Annotated in this window: 12 protein-coding genes, 1 tRNA gene and 1 pseudogene; 11 read left to right on the forward strand and 3 right to left on the reverse strand. The window is 56.6% G+C overall.

From position 1 onward, the window contains the following. The first annotated feature begins 76 nt into the window (after positions 1-76). From APY94_RS09775 to APY94_RS09815, 9 genes and pseudogenes are all read left to right on the forward strand, one after another. Entirely contained in the window at positions 77-3,628 is a 3,552-nt protein-coding gene (locus tag APY94_RS09775) for a transglutaminase domain-containing protein (protein ID WP_157065523.1), read from the forward strand. Continuing rightward, entirely contained in the window at positions 3,615-4,646 is a 1,032-nt protein-coding gene (locus tag APY94_RS09780; protein WP_058939451.1) for a hypothetical protein, read from the forward strand. Before APY94_RS09775 ends, APY94_RS09780 begins: the two co-directional genes overlap by 14 nt. A 3-nt stretch (positions 4,647-4,649) precedes the next feature. Then, positions 4,650-5,624 (forward strand): AAA family ATPase, encoded by a 975-nt coding sequence (locus tag APY94_RS09785; RefSeq protein WP_058939452.1) that lies wholly within the window; start codon positions 4,650-4,652, stop codon positions 5,622-5,624. Next, complete coding sequence (locus APY94_RS09790; protein ID WP_058939453.1) at positions 5,624-6,886, forward strand: DUF58 domain-containing protein; 1,263 nt, start codon at positions 5,624-5,626, stop codon at positions 6,884-6,886. The genes APY94_RS09785 and APY94_RS09790 overlap by 1 nt, the downstream gene beginning before the upstream one ends. Continuing rightward, entirely contained in the window at positions 6,883-7,839 is a 957-nt protein-coding gene (locus tag APY94_RS09795; protein WP_058939454.1) for a hypothetical protein, read from the forward strand. The genes APY94_RS09790 and APY94_RS09795 overlap by 4 nt, the downstream gene beginning before the upstream one ends. A 49-nt stretch (positions 7,840-7,888) precedes the next feature. Then, the gene (locus APY94_RS09800; protein ID WP_058939455.1) at positions 7,889-8,635 is read left to right on the forward strand and encodes a class I SAM-dependent methyltransferase; all 747 of its coding nucleotides are present in this window, start codon (positions 7,889-7,891) and stop codon (positions 8,633-8,635) included. Positions 8,636-8,689: 54 nt separating this feature from the next. Beyond that, complete coding sequence (locus tag APY94_RS09805) at positions 8,690-9,847, forward strand: MFS transporter (protein WP_058939456.1); 1,158 nt, start codon at positions 8,690-8,692, stop codon at positions 9,845-9,847. Between the two features lie 219 nt (positions 9,848-10,066). After that, positions 10,067-12,738: pseudogene (locus APY94_RS09810) on the forward strand (valine--tRNA ligase). A gap of 86 nt (positions 12,739-12,824) precedes the next feature. Continuing rightward, on the forward strand, positions 12,825-13,403 hold the full coding sequence (locus APY94_RS09815; RefSeq protein ID WP_058939457.1) for a ferritin-like domain-containing protein: 579 nt from the start codon (positions 12,825-12,827) through the stop codon (positions 13,401-13,403). Positions 13,404-13,432: 29 nt separating this feature from the next. On the opposite strand, the gene trm10 is transcribed toward APY94_RS09815, so the two are convergent. Continuing rightward, the gene (gene trm10, locus APY94_RS09820; RefSeq protein ID WP_058939458.1) at positions 13,433-14,545 is read right to left on the reverse strand and encodes a tRNA (guanine(9)-/adenine(9)-N1)-methyltransferase; all 1,113 of its coding nucleotides are present in this window, start codon (positions 14,543-14,545) and stop codon (positions 13,433-13,435) included. Between the two features lie 97 nt (positions 14,546-14,642). Here trm10 and APY94_RS09825 point away from each other — a divergent pair. Both APY94_RS09825 and trm5b read left to right on the forward strand, forming a co-directional pair. Next, a tRNA-Glu gene (locus APY94_RS09825) sits at positions 14,643-14,720 on the forward strand. Positions 14,721-15,082: 362 nt separating this feature from the next. Continuing rightward, entirely contained in the window at positions 15,083-16,078 is a 996-nt protein-coding gene (gene trm5b / locus APY94_RS09830; protein WP_058939459.1) for a tRNA (guanine(37)-N1)-methyltransferase Trm5b, read from the forward strand. Between the two features lie 13 nt (positions 16,079-16,091). On the opposite strand, the gene APY94_RS09835 is transcribed toward trm5b, so the two are convergent. Both APY94_RS09835 and APY94_RS09840 read right to left on the reverse strand, forming a co-directional pair. Next, complete coding sequence (locus APY94_RS09835) at positions 16,092-17,603, reverse strand: AMP phosphorylase (RefSeq protein WP_058939554.1); 1,512 nt, start codon at positions 17,601-17,603, stop codon at positions 16,092-16,094. 122 nt (positions 17,604-17,725) lie between these two features. Further along, positions 17,726-17,974, reverse strand: a complete 249-nt coding sequence (locus APY94_RS09840) for a hypothetical protein (RefSeq protein WP_058939460.1) — start codon at positions 17,972-17,974, stop codon at positions 17,726-17,728. Positions 17,975-18,046 lie beyond the last annotated feature (72 nt).

Consider the following 18,046-nt stretch of genomic DNA (forward strand, 5'->3'; position numbering starts at 1 on the left):
GTTGTGGAAACACGACAGCAATAGTTAAATAACCCGGATACCAACAGCGTTTAGTAAAGATCGAGCGGTGTTTCCCTTGAGGGGGTATGTTTCCGCACTGTTAGCCATGTTGATCACCCTGCTCCTGATAGCATCGATAAACCAGATACCTACAAGGCTCTACGGCACCCCCGAAGGGGCCTCTGCAGGCAATGGTTCAAGAATCGCCAGCATTGAAAACCTTTTGGGGGTTAAAAGTCCCGAGCAGTCAGAGGAGAACTCGGAGATAAGAAACGCCACTTCAGACCTCTCCCGGTTCTACCCCTGGCTAAACAGCAGTTCCCGTGAGGCATCCCTAAGAAACGTCTCTTTCAATCTCAGTCAGGAGTACAGCAACATGAGCTACCCGTCCCAGCCCCCTGGAAGCAACTCAAGCGGCACGGGTATCCTCACAGAGCCCGAGTCCATAGACCTCCGCAGGAACGGCTTCCGCAGGGAGGACACCGAGAGAATCGTCATGACCGTGAGCGGGGCAGCCCACACCGCGTACCTCAGGGGTGGCGTCTATGCCACGTACCTGAACGGAACGTGGTACCACCTGAACGAGACCCCCGTGACTGAAAACCGGGGCGTGCTGCCGCTCCCCACGGTGGAACATGCGACCGTGTCTGACGAGGTCACGGTGGTTCTGGCGTCCCCGATAATCGGGGGCAACCTCCTGACAGCCCTTTATACCGAAGAGGTGAGCGCGCCGGGTGATCTGAGATACTACGATGAGAGCCACCTGTTCGGGACCTCCGGAATCGTCTGGAACTACTCCTTCAAAACCGTACACTATATATTCCCGGATACTGCCCTGGAGGGAGCGAAGACCCCTCTTTCTACCCGGTACCTCCAGACTCCGAACGTGAGTGGGAGGGTCCTGGAGCTCGCCCGCAACATAACCGCGGGGATTGAAGGGGACTATCCGAAGGCGAGGGCGATAGAGGGCTATCTTCGCACACACTACGAGTTTGACATGAATGCACCCCCCGCCCCCGAAGGTATCGACCCCCTCGAATGGTTCCTGTTCCACTCCAGAAGGGGGGTTTGCATCGACTTCAACACGGCCTTTGTGGTTCTGGCCAGACTGAACGGAATCCCCGCGAGGCTGGTTACTGGATATCTGATAAAGGAAACTCCCGCCGAGCAGGCCGTGCACCCGATACAGGCCCACGCGTGGGCGGAGGTGCCCTTTGAGGGCATCGGGTGGGTTACGTTTGATGCCACGGCCCCCGCTGGGGGACAGGGCAACGGGACCGTTGGGGTGAGCGAATCGCAGAAACCGAAGAACCAGAGCCTCACCGGCCCGGATTTCGACATCTTGATCGAACCGAATCCCGTTGTCACCGAGGTCAACAAGTCTTTTCAGGTTTACGTTACAGTGATTCCCCACGGCCTCAGAGAGGTAAACGGCTGCGAACCGGAACTCAGCGTTAAAATCAGCATGGGTGGATTGTATTCGGTCAGCTCCACGATTGCACCAAACATCACGAAACCCTTCCGCATGAGGGGAATTCCGGAGCCGGGCACGTATCATCCAACGGTCAAAGTCGCTCTCTCATACTGCGGTACCGTGAGCGGGACGAAATCCGAGACGTTCACCGTCATAGTTAGGGGAGGGAAGTTCTCGCTGAAGGCAAAACCCGAAAACCTCACCCTCGCAACGGGGGAGCTAGGAGGGGTAAGGATCTACGTCACGGGAGAGGGGTACTCAGGGAGGGTTAACCTGGACGTGGAGTACCCCGGCAGGTACAGGCTCCTGAAGGAGTCGGGAATCCCCGACTTTGAATCCGACCTCCTCTTAACGGCGCCCTCAAGGCCCGGGGACTACACCATCAAAATAACCGGAACCTCCGACGACACAGCGGTCGTCCTTCAGGTTCCCCTGCGCGTTCTCGGGCGCACCCGGACGAGGATAACGGATTACCCTGCTGAGATACTAAAGAACCAGCCTTTCTGGGTGAACGGAACCGTAACCGACGAGAACGGAGGGCCCGTTGACGGCCCTGTGTACGTGACCCTCAACGAGAGCAAGGAATCCCCTGGTGTGGTGGTCGGCAGGGGCACCTCTGTAAACGGACGCTTCAGCGTTGAGTGCTCCGTTCCTCCAGACCTCCCCTTGGGGAACTATCAGATCGTGGCTCACTTCGAGGGAAACGATTACTACCTCCCGTCCAACAGCGACCCTGAGGTAATCGTCAGGGACAGGACAGCCATTCGGATCGAGGGGAGGGTGGTGACGAAGACCGGGAAGTTCGAACTCGGGGGAAAGCTCGTTGACTCCGCTGGAAACGGCGTTCCCAACGCCACGATTGAGGTCAGTCTGGATGGAAGCTCTCACATCAACGTTACCACCGATTCCGCCGGCGTCTTCACGGCTCCCCTGCTTCTGGAAATGCCCGGGAAACACCACGTTCTGATATCGTACGGGGGAGGCATGTACTATCTGGGTGCGGAGGCGGCGGTAAACATCACCGCGGTCGAGCTCAATGTAACCGTTCCGGATAGGTGGATAATAGGCCGGAACATCACGATCAACGGCTCGATTCTGGGCGTCCACTCCGGTAGCGTGTCCCTTTCGACCCCCATGGGCCGCTTCACCAGCGTCCTAGAGGAGGGGCGCTTTAACTTCACCGTTCCCGTAAACGTTTCCCCGGGGATTTACAACGTTTTCTTTACCTACGAAGACGTTCTTCTGGAGAGCATCCCTGTGACCCTGGCCTCTCCCACCAACATAACCGTGGAATTCGGCGAGATGCGGGAGGGGGAGAACGCCACGATCGCGGTCAGGCTCGTGGATGCGTTCGGCAATCCGGTCCCGGGAAGGGTCCTCATCCTCAACCTCTTCGGCAACCACAGCGCCAGGACAGACATGAACGGCACGGCCCTTTTCACGGTTCGGCCGAGTGAAAGCGGGAGGCAGGGGGCCAGTGCGGTCTTTGAAGGGGACGAGTTTTACCTTCCCTCCACCGCGGAGTTCGAGGTTTCCGTGGCCAGGCGGCCGCCTTACGCCCTTATCCTCGCGGGACTCATCATACTGCCCGCAGGGGTGCTCGTCTACCGGAGGAGGGAGGATATCGCGGCGCTTAAGATTGGGATTACCTCCGCCCTCAGGGGGCTGGAGAAAAGGCGCTACGCGCCAATCCTTCATCCCGACAGAAGGCCGCCGGTTTACGGCGAGGGCGAGAAAATCACCGTCACGAGCGACGTTCCCGTTGAGCTCTTCGTCGACGGTAAGCCAGCCGGAACGGGGAATAGATTTGAACTGGTGCTGCCCAGGGGGGTTCACGAACTTCTCGCAAAGGGGGAGAAAGTTAGGGGATGGGCCAGAGTGTGGGTTGTGGACTACAGGGAGGAGATAATGAGGCTCTACGACAGATGCTTCCTCGAACTCGCCAGGAGAAAGGGGCTGGGGGGTAAGGACCTCGCCCCGGAGGAACTTGCCCACAGGTTGCGGGGTGAATACGACTGGAGGGACCTGAAGACCGTCACGTACCTTTTCGAGGTCGCCAGGTACAGCCTCTATCCCGTTGGAAGGCGGGAGTTCATGGAGTTCTATCGGTCCCTGTCCCGACTGGTGGGAGGTGACTGCTATGAGGAAGATTGATACCTCTCTGATTCTCTATCCCGTCCTCATGGTGCTCGTCTATGCCCTTTCGGGATACCCCCTCCTGAGCGGATACCTGGGGGATTTCGTGGCAAGCATCGAGGTGCTCCTGCTGTTTTTCCTCCTCTCCCGGCTCTTGCTCTTGCTCCCCAATTACGGGGAAGTTGCCTCCAAACTCGTTAAGGGGGCAGGCTTTGCACTCGCGTTCTATCTCCTGCCCTCCGAACCGTACACCAGCTTGGAATTCCAGCTTCCCCTCACCCTTCTCGCCGCAGGGATTACCGCGGCCAGCGTCGCGCCGGAGCTCCCGGAGGTTCCAGGGCTTCTAACTAGGGGTCTTGGGGTGGCCCTCGTCTTCTACGCCCTCTACCTCTTCAGCGGCCAGCTGGTCAGGGGATACATTATAGCCCCCGCGTTCCTCTACGCCGCGGCGGCATCGGTGGTCGTGTACGCGCTCGTTGCCGCCGAACGCTCCGGCCTGATAGGAAGCCGTTTCGTGGAGAGAAACGCCGCCGGAATAATACTGCTCTTTGTACTCCTGGGGCTGTACGCCGGGCTCAGGCCCTACATGCTTGAGAACTATCCACGGTACGTGTTTTACCTGGAGTGGGGGACGATAGGCTTCGCAACCCTGCTGGCGGCGATGGCCGTGCAGAACCACCTCTCGGCGGCGAACCTTGAGAACTATCTGGTGGGAGAGTGGAAAAAGCACAGTATGGAGATATCCATAACCGGGGACGAGGAGTTCGAACGTGTGAAGGGAGCGGTGGAAGACTTCGTTCTCCGTAAAAAGAAGGGCCCGCTCGTGACGTTCCTGACTTACTACGGCATAAAAGCCCTAGGAAACATTGAAGCCGTTAGAGAGCTCACCGAGCCCATCGTGGAGTACGAGGAGGAGTGCTATTCGGTGTTCACCCCGAGCTGGCTGGTTAGGAAGAGGGAGAGAGAACGCCTCCAAAGACGCCTTCAGCTTGTTAAATCTGCCATCGAAAAGATTGAAGAGTATATGGGGGGGTAAAAGATGAACGCGGAGTCCTACGCAACCCTCTGCGATGAAGTCGTTTCGGCGGTTTCCAAGGTTTACATCGGCAACGAGGAAGTTGTAAGGAAAACGCTGGCGGCGGCTCTCGTAAATGGAAACGTCCTCTTTGAGGACCATCCGGGTCTGGGGAAAACCCTGCTCGCTAAGGCCTTCGGCCGCGCCCTCGGCCTGGAGTACCGCAGGGTTCAGTTCACGCCCGACCTGCTGCCGAGCGACATCATAGGGACCAAAGTCTGGAGGCAAAACCTCGGAACGTTTGAGCTTCTGAAGGGGCCGGTTTTCACGAACGTCCTTCTGGCGGACGAGATCAACCGCGCTCCCCCCAAGACCCAGTCCGCGCTGCTTGAGGCAATGGAGGAGCGCCAGGTCACGATAGAGGGCGACACCCTGAAGCTTGAGAGGCCCTTCTTCGTGATAGCCACCCAGAACCCCATCGAGTACGAGGGAACCTACCCCCTCCCCGAGGCCCAGCTCGACAGGTTCCTCCTCAGAATGAGCGTGGGATATCCGAAGAGCTTGGATGACGAAGTCGGAATCCTCAAGGCCAGGATATCGTGGGGCAAAGACGACCCAACGGCGGACATGGAGCCGGTCATGGACAGGGGCACGTTCCTGGAGATGCAGGCGTTCGTTGAGCACGAGGTGTTTATACACGACGAGGTTCTCAAATACATCGCGGGAATCGTCAGGGAGGTCAGGAAGGACGAAAGGGTCGAGGCGGGCCCGAGCCCCAGAGGCGCTCTGGCGCTGCTGAAGGTTTCCAAGGCGAACGCCATGATGAACGGCAGGGATTTCGTTGTTCCCGATGACGTTAAGAGATACGTCATAGATGCGCTAGCCCACAGAATCGTCCTCGGAGCGGAGTACGCCTTTGAGGGGGTGAGCGGTCGGGAGATCGTCGAGGCGGCGGTTAAGAGGGTCCCAGTTCCCAAAGAGTTCGAGCGTGAGGAGTGATGACCGCGGCCCGCTCCTTCATCTCCACCGCCCTCTGGTTCATCGCAGCTGGAATAATCTTCTCCATGCCGGGACTGGCGTACCTGGCGGTAATTCCCATGACGGTGCTGGCGGTGGGGCTTTTGGCCGATCCCCCGGAGGGAATATCGGTTGAGCGGGAGCTCGTCAAAACGAACCTTCGGGTGGGGGAAGAACTGAGGGTCAGCGTGCGCCTCAAGGTCGGGCGCGGCCTCGGCTTCGTGGTGATAAGGGACGCCCTCCCGGAGGAGTTTGCGCTGGTGGATGGGAGCAACGTCCGGGCGTTTTTCAAGGGGCCCCGGGAACTGGTGGTGGAGTACGAGTACATCATCAAACCCGCGAAGAGGGGCAGGTACCGCATCGGCCGCAGTGAGGTGATGGGCTACCACGTCTTTGGGCTCAAACCGAGCAGGTGGGGTGTTTTTGGTGAAGAAACCTACCTATCGGTGCTGCCGCGCGTAAGCCTTCCGAAGAGGACCAGAACGCCTGTTACAAAGTCCCAGATTCCCATCCCCGTGACGAGCGTCTCCATCAGGGGCGTGGCCTCCACGGACTTCAGGGAGATAAGGGAGTACCGCGCGGGCGACCCCGTCCGCTTCATAAACTGGAAGGCGTCCGCCAGGAAGGGTGAGGTTCTGGTAAACGAGTTCGAGAAGGAGGGCAAAAAGACGGTGCTTTTCATCATAGACGCAACGGGCTCCAAAGTCGGCTCCTCCGTGGAAAACCCCCTGGAATACAGCATCCAGCTCGTATCTTCCCTGGCGTACTACTTCACAAAGAGAAACTACAACGTTGGCCTCTACGTAGTGGGCCACGGAAAGCTCATCCTTCCCGCCACCGGGTCAAAGCAGCTGTATATCCTGGTTAAAACGCTCCTGGAGCTTGAAGAGGTTGAAGTTGAAAAGGAGGACTTCGTTCGCGCCGTGGAGGGCCTCAAGCACGTGCTTATCCGCTACACACCCCTGGTGATTTACGTCTCAAACCTGCTCCCCGAAAGACTGGCGGAGGTCATGGAGGGCATAAGAAGGCTTCGTCCGATATACCGGGATAAACGGCTTCCAATGCTCGTGTTCGATGTGTCCACGTACTCGCTTCTGGAGAGGGAGGTCAGCTCGCTGATACTGCTGGAGAAGCGGGCCCTCCGGCATGACCTTCTAAGGGCGGGTGTTTACTCAATCCTCTGGGATCCGACCAGGGAAGACGTGACCTCCGTCGTCACAAAAACTGTGAGGCTGATAAGATGAGAACGGATCACGTCCTGACGGCACTGAGGCTGGCAGTTTTGGTACCAATGGTACTCATAGTTTCGGACATGCTGACCTCGATAGCCCCCCTGACGGCGTTTCTTGGTGGACTCGGGATCGCCGCTCCAGAAACGCTGATCCGCCTCGGCGTGGCCGCGTTGGTGGGGTTTATAGTTCTCAACGGTGAATCCCCCGGGTGGTTGATTTCCCTCGCTTACTTCGCGAACATGCTGTACCTGATAATGAGGGCCTCCCCCCTGGTCGAAACAGCGTTCCCGACCCTGTACCCACCTCTGATGGATGCACTGAGGGAAAACGTGCTACTCCCAACTTCACGGGCGTTCTTCTACATCCCCGTGCTCGTCGTTGTCTCGATAGTTGACGACTACATCGGGGAGCTGCTTGAGAAGGAGAGGATTATGAGTGAGTGGGAAATTCCCGCGGGGGACGTTGCGGGCGTCGTTTACCCCTCCCTCTTAGTGATGGCCGTGGCAACGGTAACGTCCGCCCTGGTGTTCCTGTGGGCGATTGATTACCTCACCGGGAGAAAGGTGGATTTCGGGGAGCTATACTACCTCGCCCCTCCGCTTCTCCTCCTCGCGCTTGGGGTGTCGTTCAGCATGGGCATCTTCGGGCGTGGGAAGGTTGGACGCAACGTGCTGGTAATCAAAGCCAGAATGCCGCTGGGCAGGAGCTATTCATGGAAAATCGAGGGAGGGGACGACCTCGTCGTAACCGTGCTGACCCGGGGCGGTGAAATAATGGAACGGGAGATAAGGATAGAAACGGAAGTCAAAGAACCGCCAAAGAGGGTGATCCTTTACGTCAAGAATCTGGGGGTGGGAGAAGGGGAGGATTCCACCAAGAGGGTGCCGCTTAGAAAGGTTAAGGAGAGCACCGACGGGGATACGCGGTTTCTGCTGTACACCAACATGTGGCCCGTTGAGTTCTGAGCGCCGAAAATCTTTTGTTTGAAAATATGTCCATATTTCTGGTGGTACCATGCACGAACTCTACACGGCCCTTGCCGAGTACTACGACGCGATTTACAGACGGAGGGTCGAGCGGGTTTCTCAGGAGATAGACTTCGTGGAGGGACTCTTTAGAGAGGATGCGGAAAGGGAAGTACGGCGAATCCTAGACCTTGCCTGTGGAACCGGAATTCCAACGCTCGAACTCGCGAGGAGGGGATACCATGTTACAGGCCTCGACCTCCACGAAGAGATGCTGACCGTCGCGAGAAGAAAGGCCGAAAGGGAAGGGCTTAGCGTCGAGTTCATTCGGGGAAACGCGCTTGAGATTGATTTTGAGGAAGAGTTCGACGCGATAACGATGTTTTTCTCTTCAATCATGTATTTCGATGATTCTACAATTCAGGAATTATTTAATTCTGTAAAATGGGCTCTCAGGCCGGGCGGGATTTTCATCGCTGACTTCCCGTGCTGGTACTACGGCGGAAGGGACGGCCCGATAGTATGGGACGAGCGGAAGGGCGATGAGCGGTTAATCATAACCGACTGGCGCGAAATCGAGCCGGCCTTCCAGAAACTCCACTTCAAGAGGCTCGTGCAGATAGTGAAGCCCGACGGGAGCGTTAGGGCCTTCATGGTGGACGACGAGCTCAACATCTACACCCCGAGGGAGATGAGACTCTTAGCTGAGAAGCACTTCAGGAAGGTCAAAATCTACGGAGACCTCCACGAGCTGAGGCCCAGCGACAGGAGGTACTGGCTGGTGGCGGTGAAGTAGCCCAAAATTTTTAAACCCCCATCCACTTCTGTACAGGGGTGATGCCTATCGTTCATGGAAGGAGGAAAGCGCGGTCTGGAATGGCGCTACACAGTGGCGGCACTGCTGAGTTCGCTGGGCTCGGCGGTACTGGGCCCTTACCTGAGCCTGTGGCTTAAAACGGTGGGCCTCAGTTTTTCGGAGATTGGCCTGGTTCAGGGCGTTTCTGAGATCGTCCAGCTCCTAACGGACTTTCCAACGGGTGGTTTTGCGGATCGGTACGGCCGGGTGAAAACGTGCGCAGCGGGGAGTGCTCTCTTCGGCACCGGACTCCTGATGATAGCGCTCTCCAGCGGCCTTCCTATGGTTCTCCTGGGTTCGGCAATGACCGGATTCGGGGCGGCGCTGGTCAGCGGGACGATGATACCCTGGCTGTACGATTCCCTTGGCGACGGCAACAGGGTCAAAGACGTCCTCAGCAGGGTCAAGGCGCTCTCAGGGCCGGTTCGATTTGCTGGTGGTCTTTCCGCGGGCTATCTGGCGTCACTCGCACCGAATCTGCCCGTGTTAGCCGCGGGACTGCTCTCGATCGCATCGGCCCTCACGGCGTACCTCCTGCTGCCGGACAACTACGGGACACTGAAAAAGAGCTACGTTGAGGTGCTCAAGGAGGGTCTGCACGAGCTCAGGCACAACCGGGCAGTTCACTTCCTTCTGGCTGCTTCATTCCTCCTCAGCTTCTCCGTCAGGGCGTTTTTCACTTTCTGGATGATACTGCTTTCGGGCAGGGGACTTCCAGAGACGTACATGGGTCTGCTCTTTGCACTGATGGTGCTGTCCACCTCCGGGGGAGCGCTGATTGCAAAGAAAATCAGTCCCACACCAAGGGCACTCGCCGCATTAACGGCACTGTGGGGACTTGAGATACTCCTCCTCGGCCTTGTGGAGGGCCTTGCACCCAGTATTCTGCTGCTTTTTGCCATTGAAATCACGCTGGGAGCCAGATTTCCGGTGATGGCCGTTGTCAGGAACAGATTCATCCCATCCGAAGCCCGTTCGACCGTTAACTCCGCGATGAGCACGATGGCGAGTGGCTTCATGGCCGCCGCAAACATCTTCGTTGGAGCACTGGCTTCTTCCTTCGGCCTGGAAGTGGCGTACAAAACGGCAGGAATCCTCGCCCTTGCCTCTGCCCTTCCACTGCTGTTGCTCTCGGAATTCGATCAAGAATGAGGGTTCTTTCATTTTTTAACCCTAAAATTTTTAAACCCCTGCCCATTTCTATACCCCGGTGGTGCCTATCGTCCACCGTAACGCTGATTTCAACCTTTGAATCCCATGCGTTCCGCGCTTCTTGGTTAGCCTTTACTCCGGCACCACCGGCGTTGCTAAGATTTTTAAGCCGCCCTTCTGAGGGTAACCCATCTTCAAAAAACCGAAAAGGTGATGCCCATGCTTCCTAAGACCTACGACCCGAACGAGATTGAACCGAAGTGGCAGAAGTTCTGGCTGGATGAGAAAATCTACAAGTACGAGCTCGACGAGAAGAGACCGAGCTACGCGATAGACACCCCGCCCCCGTTCACGAGCGGAACGCTCCACCTCGGTCACGTGCTCAGCCACACCTGGATCGATATCATAGCGCGCTATAAGAGAATGACCGGCTACAACGTGCTCTTCCCGCAGGGCTTCGACAACCACGGCTTGCCGACCGAGCTTAAGGTGGAGAAGGAGTTCGGAATCAGCAAAGACCAGCCAGAGAAGTTCCTCCAGAAGTGCATTGAGTGGACCTGGCAGGCCATCGAGGCGATGCGCAACCAGTTTATCAGGATAGGCTACTCCGCAGACTGGGACCTGGAGTACCACACGATGGACGACTGGTACAGGGCTGCCGTGCAGAAGTCCCTCCTTGAGTTCTACGAGAAGGGCATGCTCTACCGCGACAAGCACCCGGTCTACTGGTGCCCGCGCTGCAGGACGAGCCTCGCTAAAGCTGAGGTTGGCTACGTTGAGGAGGATGGTTACCTCTACTACATCAAGCTCCCACTCGCCGATGGAAGCGGCTACGTCCCGATAGCCACGACCAGGCCCGAGCTGATGCCCGCCTGTGTTGCCGTCTTCGTCCACCCGGAGGACGAGCGCTACAAGGACGTTGTCGGCAAGAAGGTTAAGCTCCCGATATTCGAGAGGGAAGTACCGGTTATAGCAGATGAGGACGTTGACCCTGAATTCGGAACCGGTGCGGTCTACAACTGTACCTACGGTGACGAGCAGGACGTCGTCTGGCAGAAGCGCTACAACCTCCCGGTTATCATCGCCATCAATGAGGACGGCACGATGAACGAAAACGCCGGCCCCTACGCCGGCCTTAAGGCGGAAGAGGTGCGCGAGAAGATCGCTGAAGACCTCGAAAAGATGGGCCTGCTCTACGACAGGAAGAAGGTCCACCACCGCGTGCTGAGGCACACCGAGAGGAGCTCATGTATGGCACCCATCGAGCTGCTCCCCAAGACCCAGTGGTTCATCAAGGTGAGGGATTTCACGGACGAGATAGTGAAGGTTGCGGAGGAGATCAACTGGTACCCGAGCGACATGTTCCTCCGTCTGAAGGACTGGGCGGACTCAATGGACTGGGACTGGGTTATAAGCAGGCAGCGCGTGTTTGGAACGACGCTCCCGTTCTGGGTCTGCAAGAACGGCCACGTAGTTCCGGCGAGGGAGGAAGACCTTCCGGTTGACCCGCGCTTCGACAAGCCGCCCGTGGAGAAGTGCCCGGTCTGCGGTGCCGAACTTGAGCCCGTAACGGACGTCCTCGACTGCTGGATAGACTCCAGTATAACCCCGCTCATCATAACCCGGTGGCACGAGGCGATTAAGGGCGACGAAGAAGCCAAGCGCTGGTTCGAGCACAACTTCCCGACCGCACTCAGGCCGCAGGGAACGGACATCATAAGGACGTGGGCCTTCTACACGATATTCAGAACCCACGTCCTCACCGGCGAGAAGCCTGGGACGACGTCCTCATCAACGGAATGGTGGCCGGCCCGGACGGCAGGAAGATGAGCAAGAGCTACGGCAACGTCGTCGCCCCGGATGAGGTGATCCCGAAGTACGGCGCCGACGCTCTGAGGCTCTGGACCGCCCTCGCTCCGCCCGGAGAGGACCACCCGTTCAAGTGGGAGACCGTCGACTACAACTACCGCTTCCTCCAGAAGGTCTGGAACATCTACCGCTTCGCCGAGAGGCACCTGAGCGATTTCGACCCGAAGGAAGCTCCAGAGGAGCTTGAGCCAATCGACAGGTGGATACTCTCAAGGCTGCACCGTGTCATCAAGTTCGCCACCGAGGAGATGGAGCGCTACCGCTTCAACCTGCTCACCAGAGAGCTGATGACCTTCGTCTGGCATGAGGTGGCCGACGATTACATCGAGATGATCAAGCACCGCCTCTACGGCGACGATGAGGAGAGCAAGCTGAAGGCGAAAGCGGCGCTTTACGAGCTGCTCTACAACATCATGCTCCTCCTCGCGCCGCTCGCCCCGCACATAACTGAGGAGCTCTACCAGGAGATGTTCAAGGGCCACGTCGGTGCCAAGAGCGTGCACCTCCTCGAGTGGCCGAAGTACGATGAGGGCAGGATAAGCGAGGAGGCTGAGAAGCTCGGCGAGCTGGCGAGAGAGATAGTCGGTGCCATGAGGCGCTACAAGAACGGCCACGGCCTGGCTTTGAACGCCAAGCTCAAACACGTGGCAATCTACGCCACCGACAGCTATGAGGCCCTGAAGGCCATCGAGAAGGACATCGCAGGAACCATGAACATCGAGAGGCTGGAGATAATCCAGGGTGAGCCGGCCCTGGAGGAGCGCATCACCGAGATAAAGCCCAACTTCAGAACGGTGGGACCGCGCTATGGCAAGCTCGTGCCGAAGATTACTGCCTACCTCAAGGAGAACGCCAGGGAAGTCGCCAAGGCACTCAAAGAGGCAGGAAAGGTCGAGTTTGAGGTGGAAGGCCAGAAGGTCGAGCTGAGCAAGGATGACATCGTGCTCAGGAAGGCGGTGTTCAGCGAGGGCGAAGAGGTTGAAACGGCCGTAGTGGGAGACGCCGTTGTGGTGTTCTTCTAAATTTTTAATTTCTCTTTTGGTTCCATCCCCGGTATCTGGGCTACCTTTTTATATCATGGTTTCTTGTATTTACCACGGTGGGGGACATGAGCCGGGCGCTTGAGCTGTTCATGGAAAAGGCCAGCGTTCGAGAGGAAGTCAGAGAGGCCGTCAGAGAACTTGCAGAGAGACCCCTTAAGGAGATACTCGCATACATGATCAGAGGGGAAGTTGATTCCACTGGACTCTACAAGTTCCTCCATGAGAAACTGCCGGATGGGTATCCAAAAGAGAGATTTAAAAAGTTCCTTGAAATGGAGCGGGGCCATGACTTAGAGGTTTCGAGACTGTTCCGGACACTCTTCCCCGGTGAGGGAGTTCCTGATGTCCGCCTGAAGAGCTGGGCTCGAGTATTCTGGGAGAGGGATTATCGTCTCAGGACTGTCGGGGATTACCTGAAGGTCCTCGAAATTGGCATGGACGCGGAGCAGCTTTCTGAGATGGTATACAAAATGCTCGCGGAACTTCTCGAAAACCCTGAGCACAAGAAGCTTATGGAAAGTCTAGCGGAGGATGAGCGTGAACATTATGAGTTCCTGAGGGCTGAATATGACTTCTACTCAAAGATCGAACGCCAAAAGGCGTTGAAGGAACTCATAAATAAGATCAAAAAAGAGGATGGATGATAAAACTTTTGATCCTGTTTAAATCATCTTCAGCAGTTATAGCACAGCATCGCGGCCTTCTTGAGGAGAATCACCCGGTATGTCTTTCCGTTTATTATCCTGGGGTTGGAGATCTTGTTGAGGTGGTGTATCCTCTTCCGCTCGAGCGCTATCAGGTCGAGCTCCCTCAGCACCTTCACGAAGTCCTCCCAGCGGATTTTGAGCCATCTGGAGTACTCATCGAACAGCTCCTTCTCGACCACCCGGTAGGTCTTGCCGTTCACTTTGTATCTGATCGCACGCTTGGGGAGCTCCTTCCTCAGGCGCCAGCGGGCGTGAAGTGGCTCCTGGAACTCGTAGACGGCTTCATCCATTGATTTCCCTTCCACCATCATCTTGAGGATTATGCCGAGGATGCGGTTTATCCTGTCGGGGACGCCCACAACATCGCCCTTGAGAACGATCTTCCTCCGGCGGACCTTTATCCCAGCCTTCTCAAGCTCCTCACCAATTTTTGGCGTGGTCTTCTTCTTGTTCCCGCCGGTGTCGACGATGCCGCCGATTATAAAGGCCCCAACGTCAAAATCCTTCTCGCTCAAAACCTCCTCCGCCCAGGGGTCGAGGAGGACCACCTCGTCGATGTCGTTCTCCCTCAAAAACTCCGCCGTCGGCCCGGCGTAGAGTGTTATTCTATCGATGGGGCCCTTAAACATTCTCTCGAACTCATCGTTCGCCCACGTTACGGCGAGCTCCCTCCCCGTGAAGTAGTCCCTCAGCAGGCCGTAGCTCTGGCTCACCTGCAGGCAGACCTTGCCCTTCTCCTTCTGCGTATGTTTGTTCCAGTGATAGAGGTCGATTATGAAGTAGGGCCACTCTAGGAGCTTTGAGCGGAGCTCTTCGGGCATCAGAACCGGCTCGAACTTCTCCATCATGCACAGCGGGGCGTAGGCGTAATGCGAGCCCTCGACACGGTTGCCGTTCAGGTCCCAGGCCACTGCGGTTTTCTCCGGGACGCGGAATATTGCTCCCTTTCCGTTGATTATCTCCACTGCCACGTCCTGGAGCTTGCTCTTTGACTTCCTGAACCTCTTTGAGAGCACTCCGAAGCTCTCGATCCCCTTCTCTTTCAATGCTTCCCTGAAAACATCGGCGAGCGTCTTCATGGCCATCGGTTGAGGGTCGGGCGGAGGTTTAAAAAGTTTGCCGGCGGCTTTCCCTCAGACGAAAGATTTTTAAACGCTCTCCCTTCCCTAATATCGAGCCCCGGTGGTGTAGCCCGGTCAAACATGCGGGCCTTTCGAGCCCGCGCCCCGGGTTCAAATCCCGGCCGGGGCACCATAAGAAACTTTTGCCAAGCAAAAGTTTCATCAAAGTTCATGGCTCTTTTCTAGAGGACTATTGAGTAAATGGTTTTCATGTTCAACTTGCTGTCTCGTGTGGAGAATCTGGCTTAAAAAGATCTTTAGTAGAGGTTCCTTGTTCTTCGACGCCCTTCGGGCGTCTTCCGAATCAAACCCTTTTAAAAAGGCATTTGATTTGGATTCTCCGATTAAAATGATTCTGAGATTTTGAAAATGCAACATATCAAGTTTTTCTAAGAGCCACAAACCTTTTATGAGCCGCCTCAAAGGCTTAGCGCTGGCGGCAAGTTTTTTGAAGTGAACATTGTGTTTGTAATGGATTGCTTCACGGTGAACAGCATGCTCGCAGTCAAAGTCCCCAAGCGGGAAGCTGAGAAAGTCAGGAGAAAACTAATCGACCTCGGCGTCCTGGCGAAAGGATACGCCGTCAAACGGGAGGGCGAGTTTATACTCTTCCCGGTCACGGGGCCCGTAGAGGGCTTCGAGCTTGTCGAGGCTGAGTTCGAGAGGCTTGAGAGAAAACCCCACAGCTACCGCGAGGTCGTTGAGGTTCCGGACGAGGTTAGAGGGCTCCTTCCGAGCTCCCTCGACATAATCGGCGAGGTTGCGATAATCGAGCTTCCGGAGGAGCTGATGCCCTATGGAAAAGCAATCGGCGAGGCGATTCTCAAGGTTCACCGCCACATAAAGGCCGTCTTCGCCAAGGGGAGCAAGATTTCTGGGGAATACCGTGTGAGGGAGCTTATTTACCTCGCCGGCGAGAGGAGAACGGAAACTCTCCATCGCGAGAACGGGATAAGGTTAAAGCTCGACGTTGCCAAAGTTTACTTCTCCCCCCGCCTGGCCACGGAGCGGATGAGGATTTTCGAGAAGACGCACCCTTGGGAGGTCGTCTTCGACATGTTCGCCGGCGTCGGGCCGTACGCGGTGCTTCTAGCTAAGAAAGCAAAGCTCGTCTTCGCCTGCGACATCAACCCATGGGCGATTCGCTACCTTGAGGAGAACATCAGACTGAACCAGGCCGACAACGTCGTGCCGATCCTCGGAGACGTGAGGAAGGTGGCCGGCAAATTTGAGGCCGACCGGGTGATAATGAATCTCCCCAAGTTCGCCGACCGCTTCCTGAGGGAGGCCATGCTGAGCGTTAGGGACGGTGGCGTGATCCACTACTACGGCTTTGGCCCGGAAGAAGACCTGTTCTCAGAGCACGAGGCGAAGATTAAAGCCGTTGCCCGGGAGCTGGGCTTTGGGGTTGAGTTCCGGGGGGAAAGGAAAGTCCGCCCCTACGCGCCAAGGCAGTTCAACATCGCGATCGACTTTCAAGTACTGAAGTAAAGAGAAAAAGGGATTAAATATTGCCTATCCTCTGAAGGACCATCCCCTCTATTCTTATGGGCTCGGTTCTCCTTGCAAAGACTGTCGCCTGGTCGAGCCTGGCCTCGCTCTCCGCGTGGATTGTGAAGAGCGGATCGCCCTCCTTGACCTTCTCCCCAACCTTGACGTACAGCTCGATTCCCGCGCCTTTGTCCTCCGGCGCCCCTGCGGCCCTGGCTATTCCCGTGATGGCCTTGTTGTCTATGGCGGTGATGTAGCCGCTGGTCGGTGCGGTGAACGTGTAGGTCTTGTCGCCAACCGGGATATCTTCTGGCTTGATGTCCGGGTTGCCTCCCTGCTCCTCTATTATCTCGCGCATCTTCTGGTAGGCCTTTCCGCTCTCGAGTATCTCGCGCGCCATCTTCTTTCCCATTCCAGCCGGTGCAACACCGCCCATCTCCAGGAGGACTCCGGCGAGCCCGGTGGCCTTCTCTATAAGGCTGCCAGGACCGGTGCCTGCCATAAGGGCCTGGAGTGCCTCCCTCGCCTCGAGGGCCGGGCCAACGGTGTGTCCAATCGGCTGTCCGCCGTAGGTTATGGCCACCTCGACGTACTGACCGAGCCTCTTGCCCAGCTCAATGAAGTCCCTCGCCAGGGCCCTGGCCTGGTCCACACTCTCGACCTTGACGCCCTTGCCGGTTGGAATGTCAATGAGAACGTACTGGCTGCCCATGGCGTACTTCTTTGACATTATGCTGGCCAGCATCAGACCGGTCGGGTCAATGCTGAGAGCGCGCTCCGATTTGATGGTTATGTCGTCGGCCGGGGCGAGGTTGAGGGCACCGCCCCAGACCATACATGCGCCTATCTTCTCCACGATGCGCTTTATCTCGTCGAGGGAGAAGCTGACGTCCGCGAAGACCTCCACGACGTCCGCCGTTCCGGCCGCGCTGGTTATTGCGCGGGAACTGGTCTTAGGGATGGTGAGGCCGGCGGCGGCAACGATAGGCACGACGAGGATGTTGGTCTTGTTGCCGGGGACGCCTCCAATGCTGTGGACATCCATTATTGGCTTTCTGTCTATGTCGAGCATATCGCCTGTCTCGGCCATGGCTATCGTCAGGGCGGCTATCTCGTCCATATCGAGGCCGTTTATCTCAAGCGAGGTGACGAATGAGCTTATCTCAATGTCGCGGAGCTTCCTGTCAACGATGTCCTTGATTATCGTCTCTATCTCCACCTTCCGGAGCTTTCCTCCGTTCATTTTCTTCTTTATGTAGCGGACGCTCTCGGGCGTGCCGCTCGGAATGACCGTGACCACCTCACCCTCAGAGAAGCTGTGAAGTTGAAGAACGTCCCTGCTTATTCCTATCTCTCCCTCCTTAACAAGACTGCTTATGACTACGCTACCATAAACCGTTTTCTTGCCGGCCTCAAGCTTTACGAGATCATCCGGGTGAAGCTTGGCCTTCATGGCCTCTTTCTCATTTATAAAAACCGAGTATCTCCCGCTGTACACATCCAGTATCCTGACCTTCACCTTCACTTCCATTCCCTCCTGCGAGTTTAGTTCCTAGTATTGTGCGGAAGAATACTTAAACTTTTTCAACTGATGTACGGGAAAAACATTTTAAAAAAGGGATGGGGTCTTGCAGGATAATGTAGAAATCATCTGCTGAGGCCATGAACCTGCTCTGTAATCCCCTGGTACTCGCCCTTGAGCTCACCCGTTCTGAGGAGAACTCCAACGATGTCGCGGGCGATTTCCCTGACCGCGGGCGGCAGAAGTCCATCGCCCCTCAGGTAGTAGCTCACGACCTCACTCAGGGGGGCGCTCACGAGTCTGCCCCTGAAGACGCGGACGGTCCTATCATCGACCTCGACTATCCTGTCTGGATAGCCGAGCCGGACCTTCATAACAGCCCACCCCCATTTTAGAGTTAATAGAACAGACCTTTTAAAATTTAACGCCCCAAAAATGTTTAATAA

The sequence above is a fragment of the Thermococcus celericrescens genome, from assembly GCF_001484195.1.
GTDB lineage: Archaea > Methanobacteriota_B > Thermococci > Thermococcales > Thermococcaceae > Thermococcus > Thermococcus celericrescens.

Coding starts and splice junctions, on each gene's coding strand:
- APY94_RS09780 (WP_058939451.1), top strand. CDS start 3,615: ATGAGGAAGATTGATACCTCTCTGATTCTCTATCCCGTCCTCATGGTG.
- APY94_RS09785 (WP_058939452.1), top strand. CDS start 4,650: ATGAACGCGGAGTCCTACGCAACCCTCTGCGATGAAGTCGTTTCGGCG.
- APY94_RS09790 (WP_058939453.1), top strand. CDS start 5,624: ATGACCGCGGCCCGCTCCTTCATCTCCACCGCCCTCTGGTTCATCGCA.
- APY94_RS09795 (WP_058939454.1), top strand. CDS start 6,883: ATGAGAACGGATCACGTCCTGACGGCACTGAGGCTGGCAGTTTTGGTA.
- APY94_RS09800 (WP_058939455.1), top strand. CDS start 7,889: ATGCACGAACTCTACACGGCCCTTGCCGAGTACTACGACGCGATTTAC.
- APY94_RS09805 (WP_058939456.1), top strand. CDS start 8,690: ATGGAAGGAGGAAAGCGCGGTCTGGAATGGCGCTACACAGTGGCGGCA.
- APY94_RS09815 (WP_058939457.1), top strand. CDS start 12,825: ATGAGCCGGGCGCTTGAGCTGTTCATGGAAAAGGCCAGCGTTCGAGAG.
- trm10 (WP_058939458.1), bottom strand. CDS start 14,545: ATGAAGACGCTCGCCGATGTTTTCAGGGAAGCATTGAAAGAGAAGGGG.
- trm5b (WP_058939459.1), top strand. CDS start 15,083: ATGCTCGCAGTCAAAGTCCCCAAGCGGGAAGCTGAGAAAGTCAGGAGA.
- APY94_RS09840 (WP_058939460.1), bottom strand. CDS start 17,974: ATGAAGGTCCGGCTCGGCTATCCAGACAGGATAGTCGAGGTCGATGAT.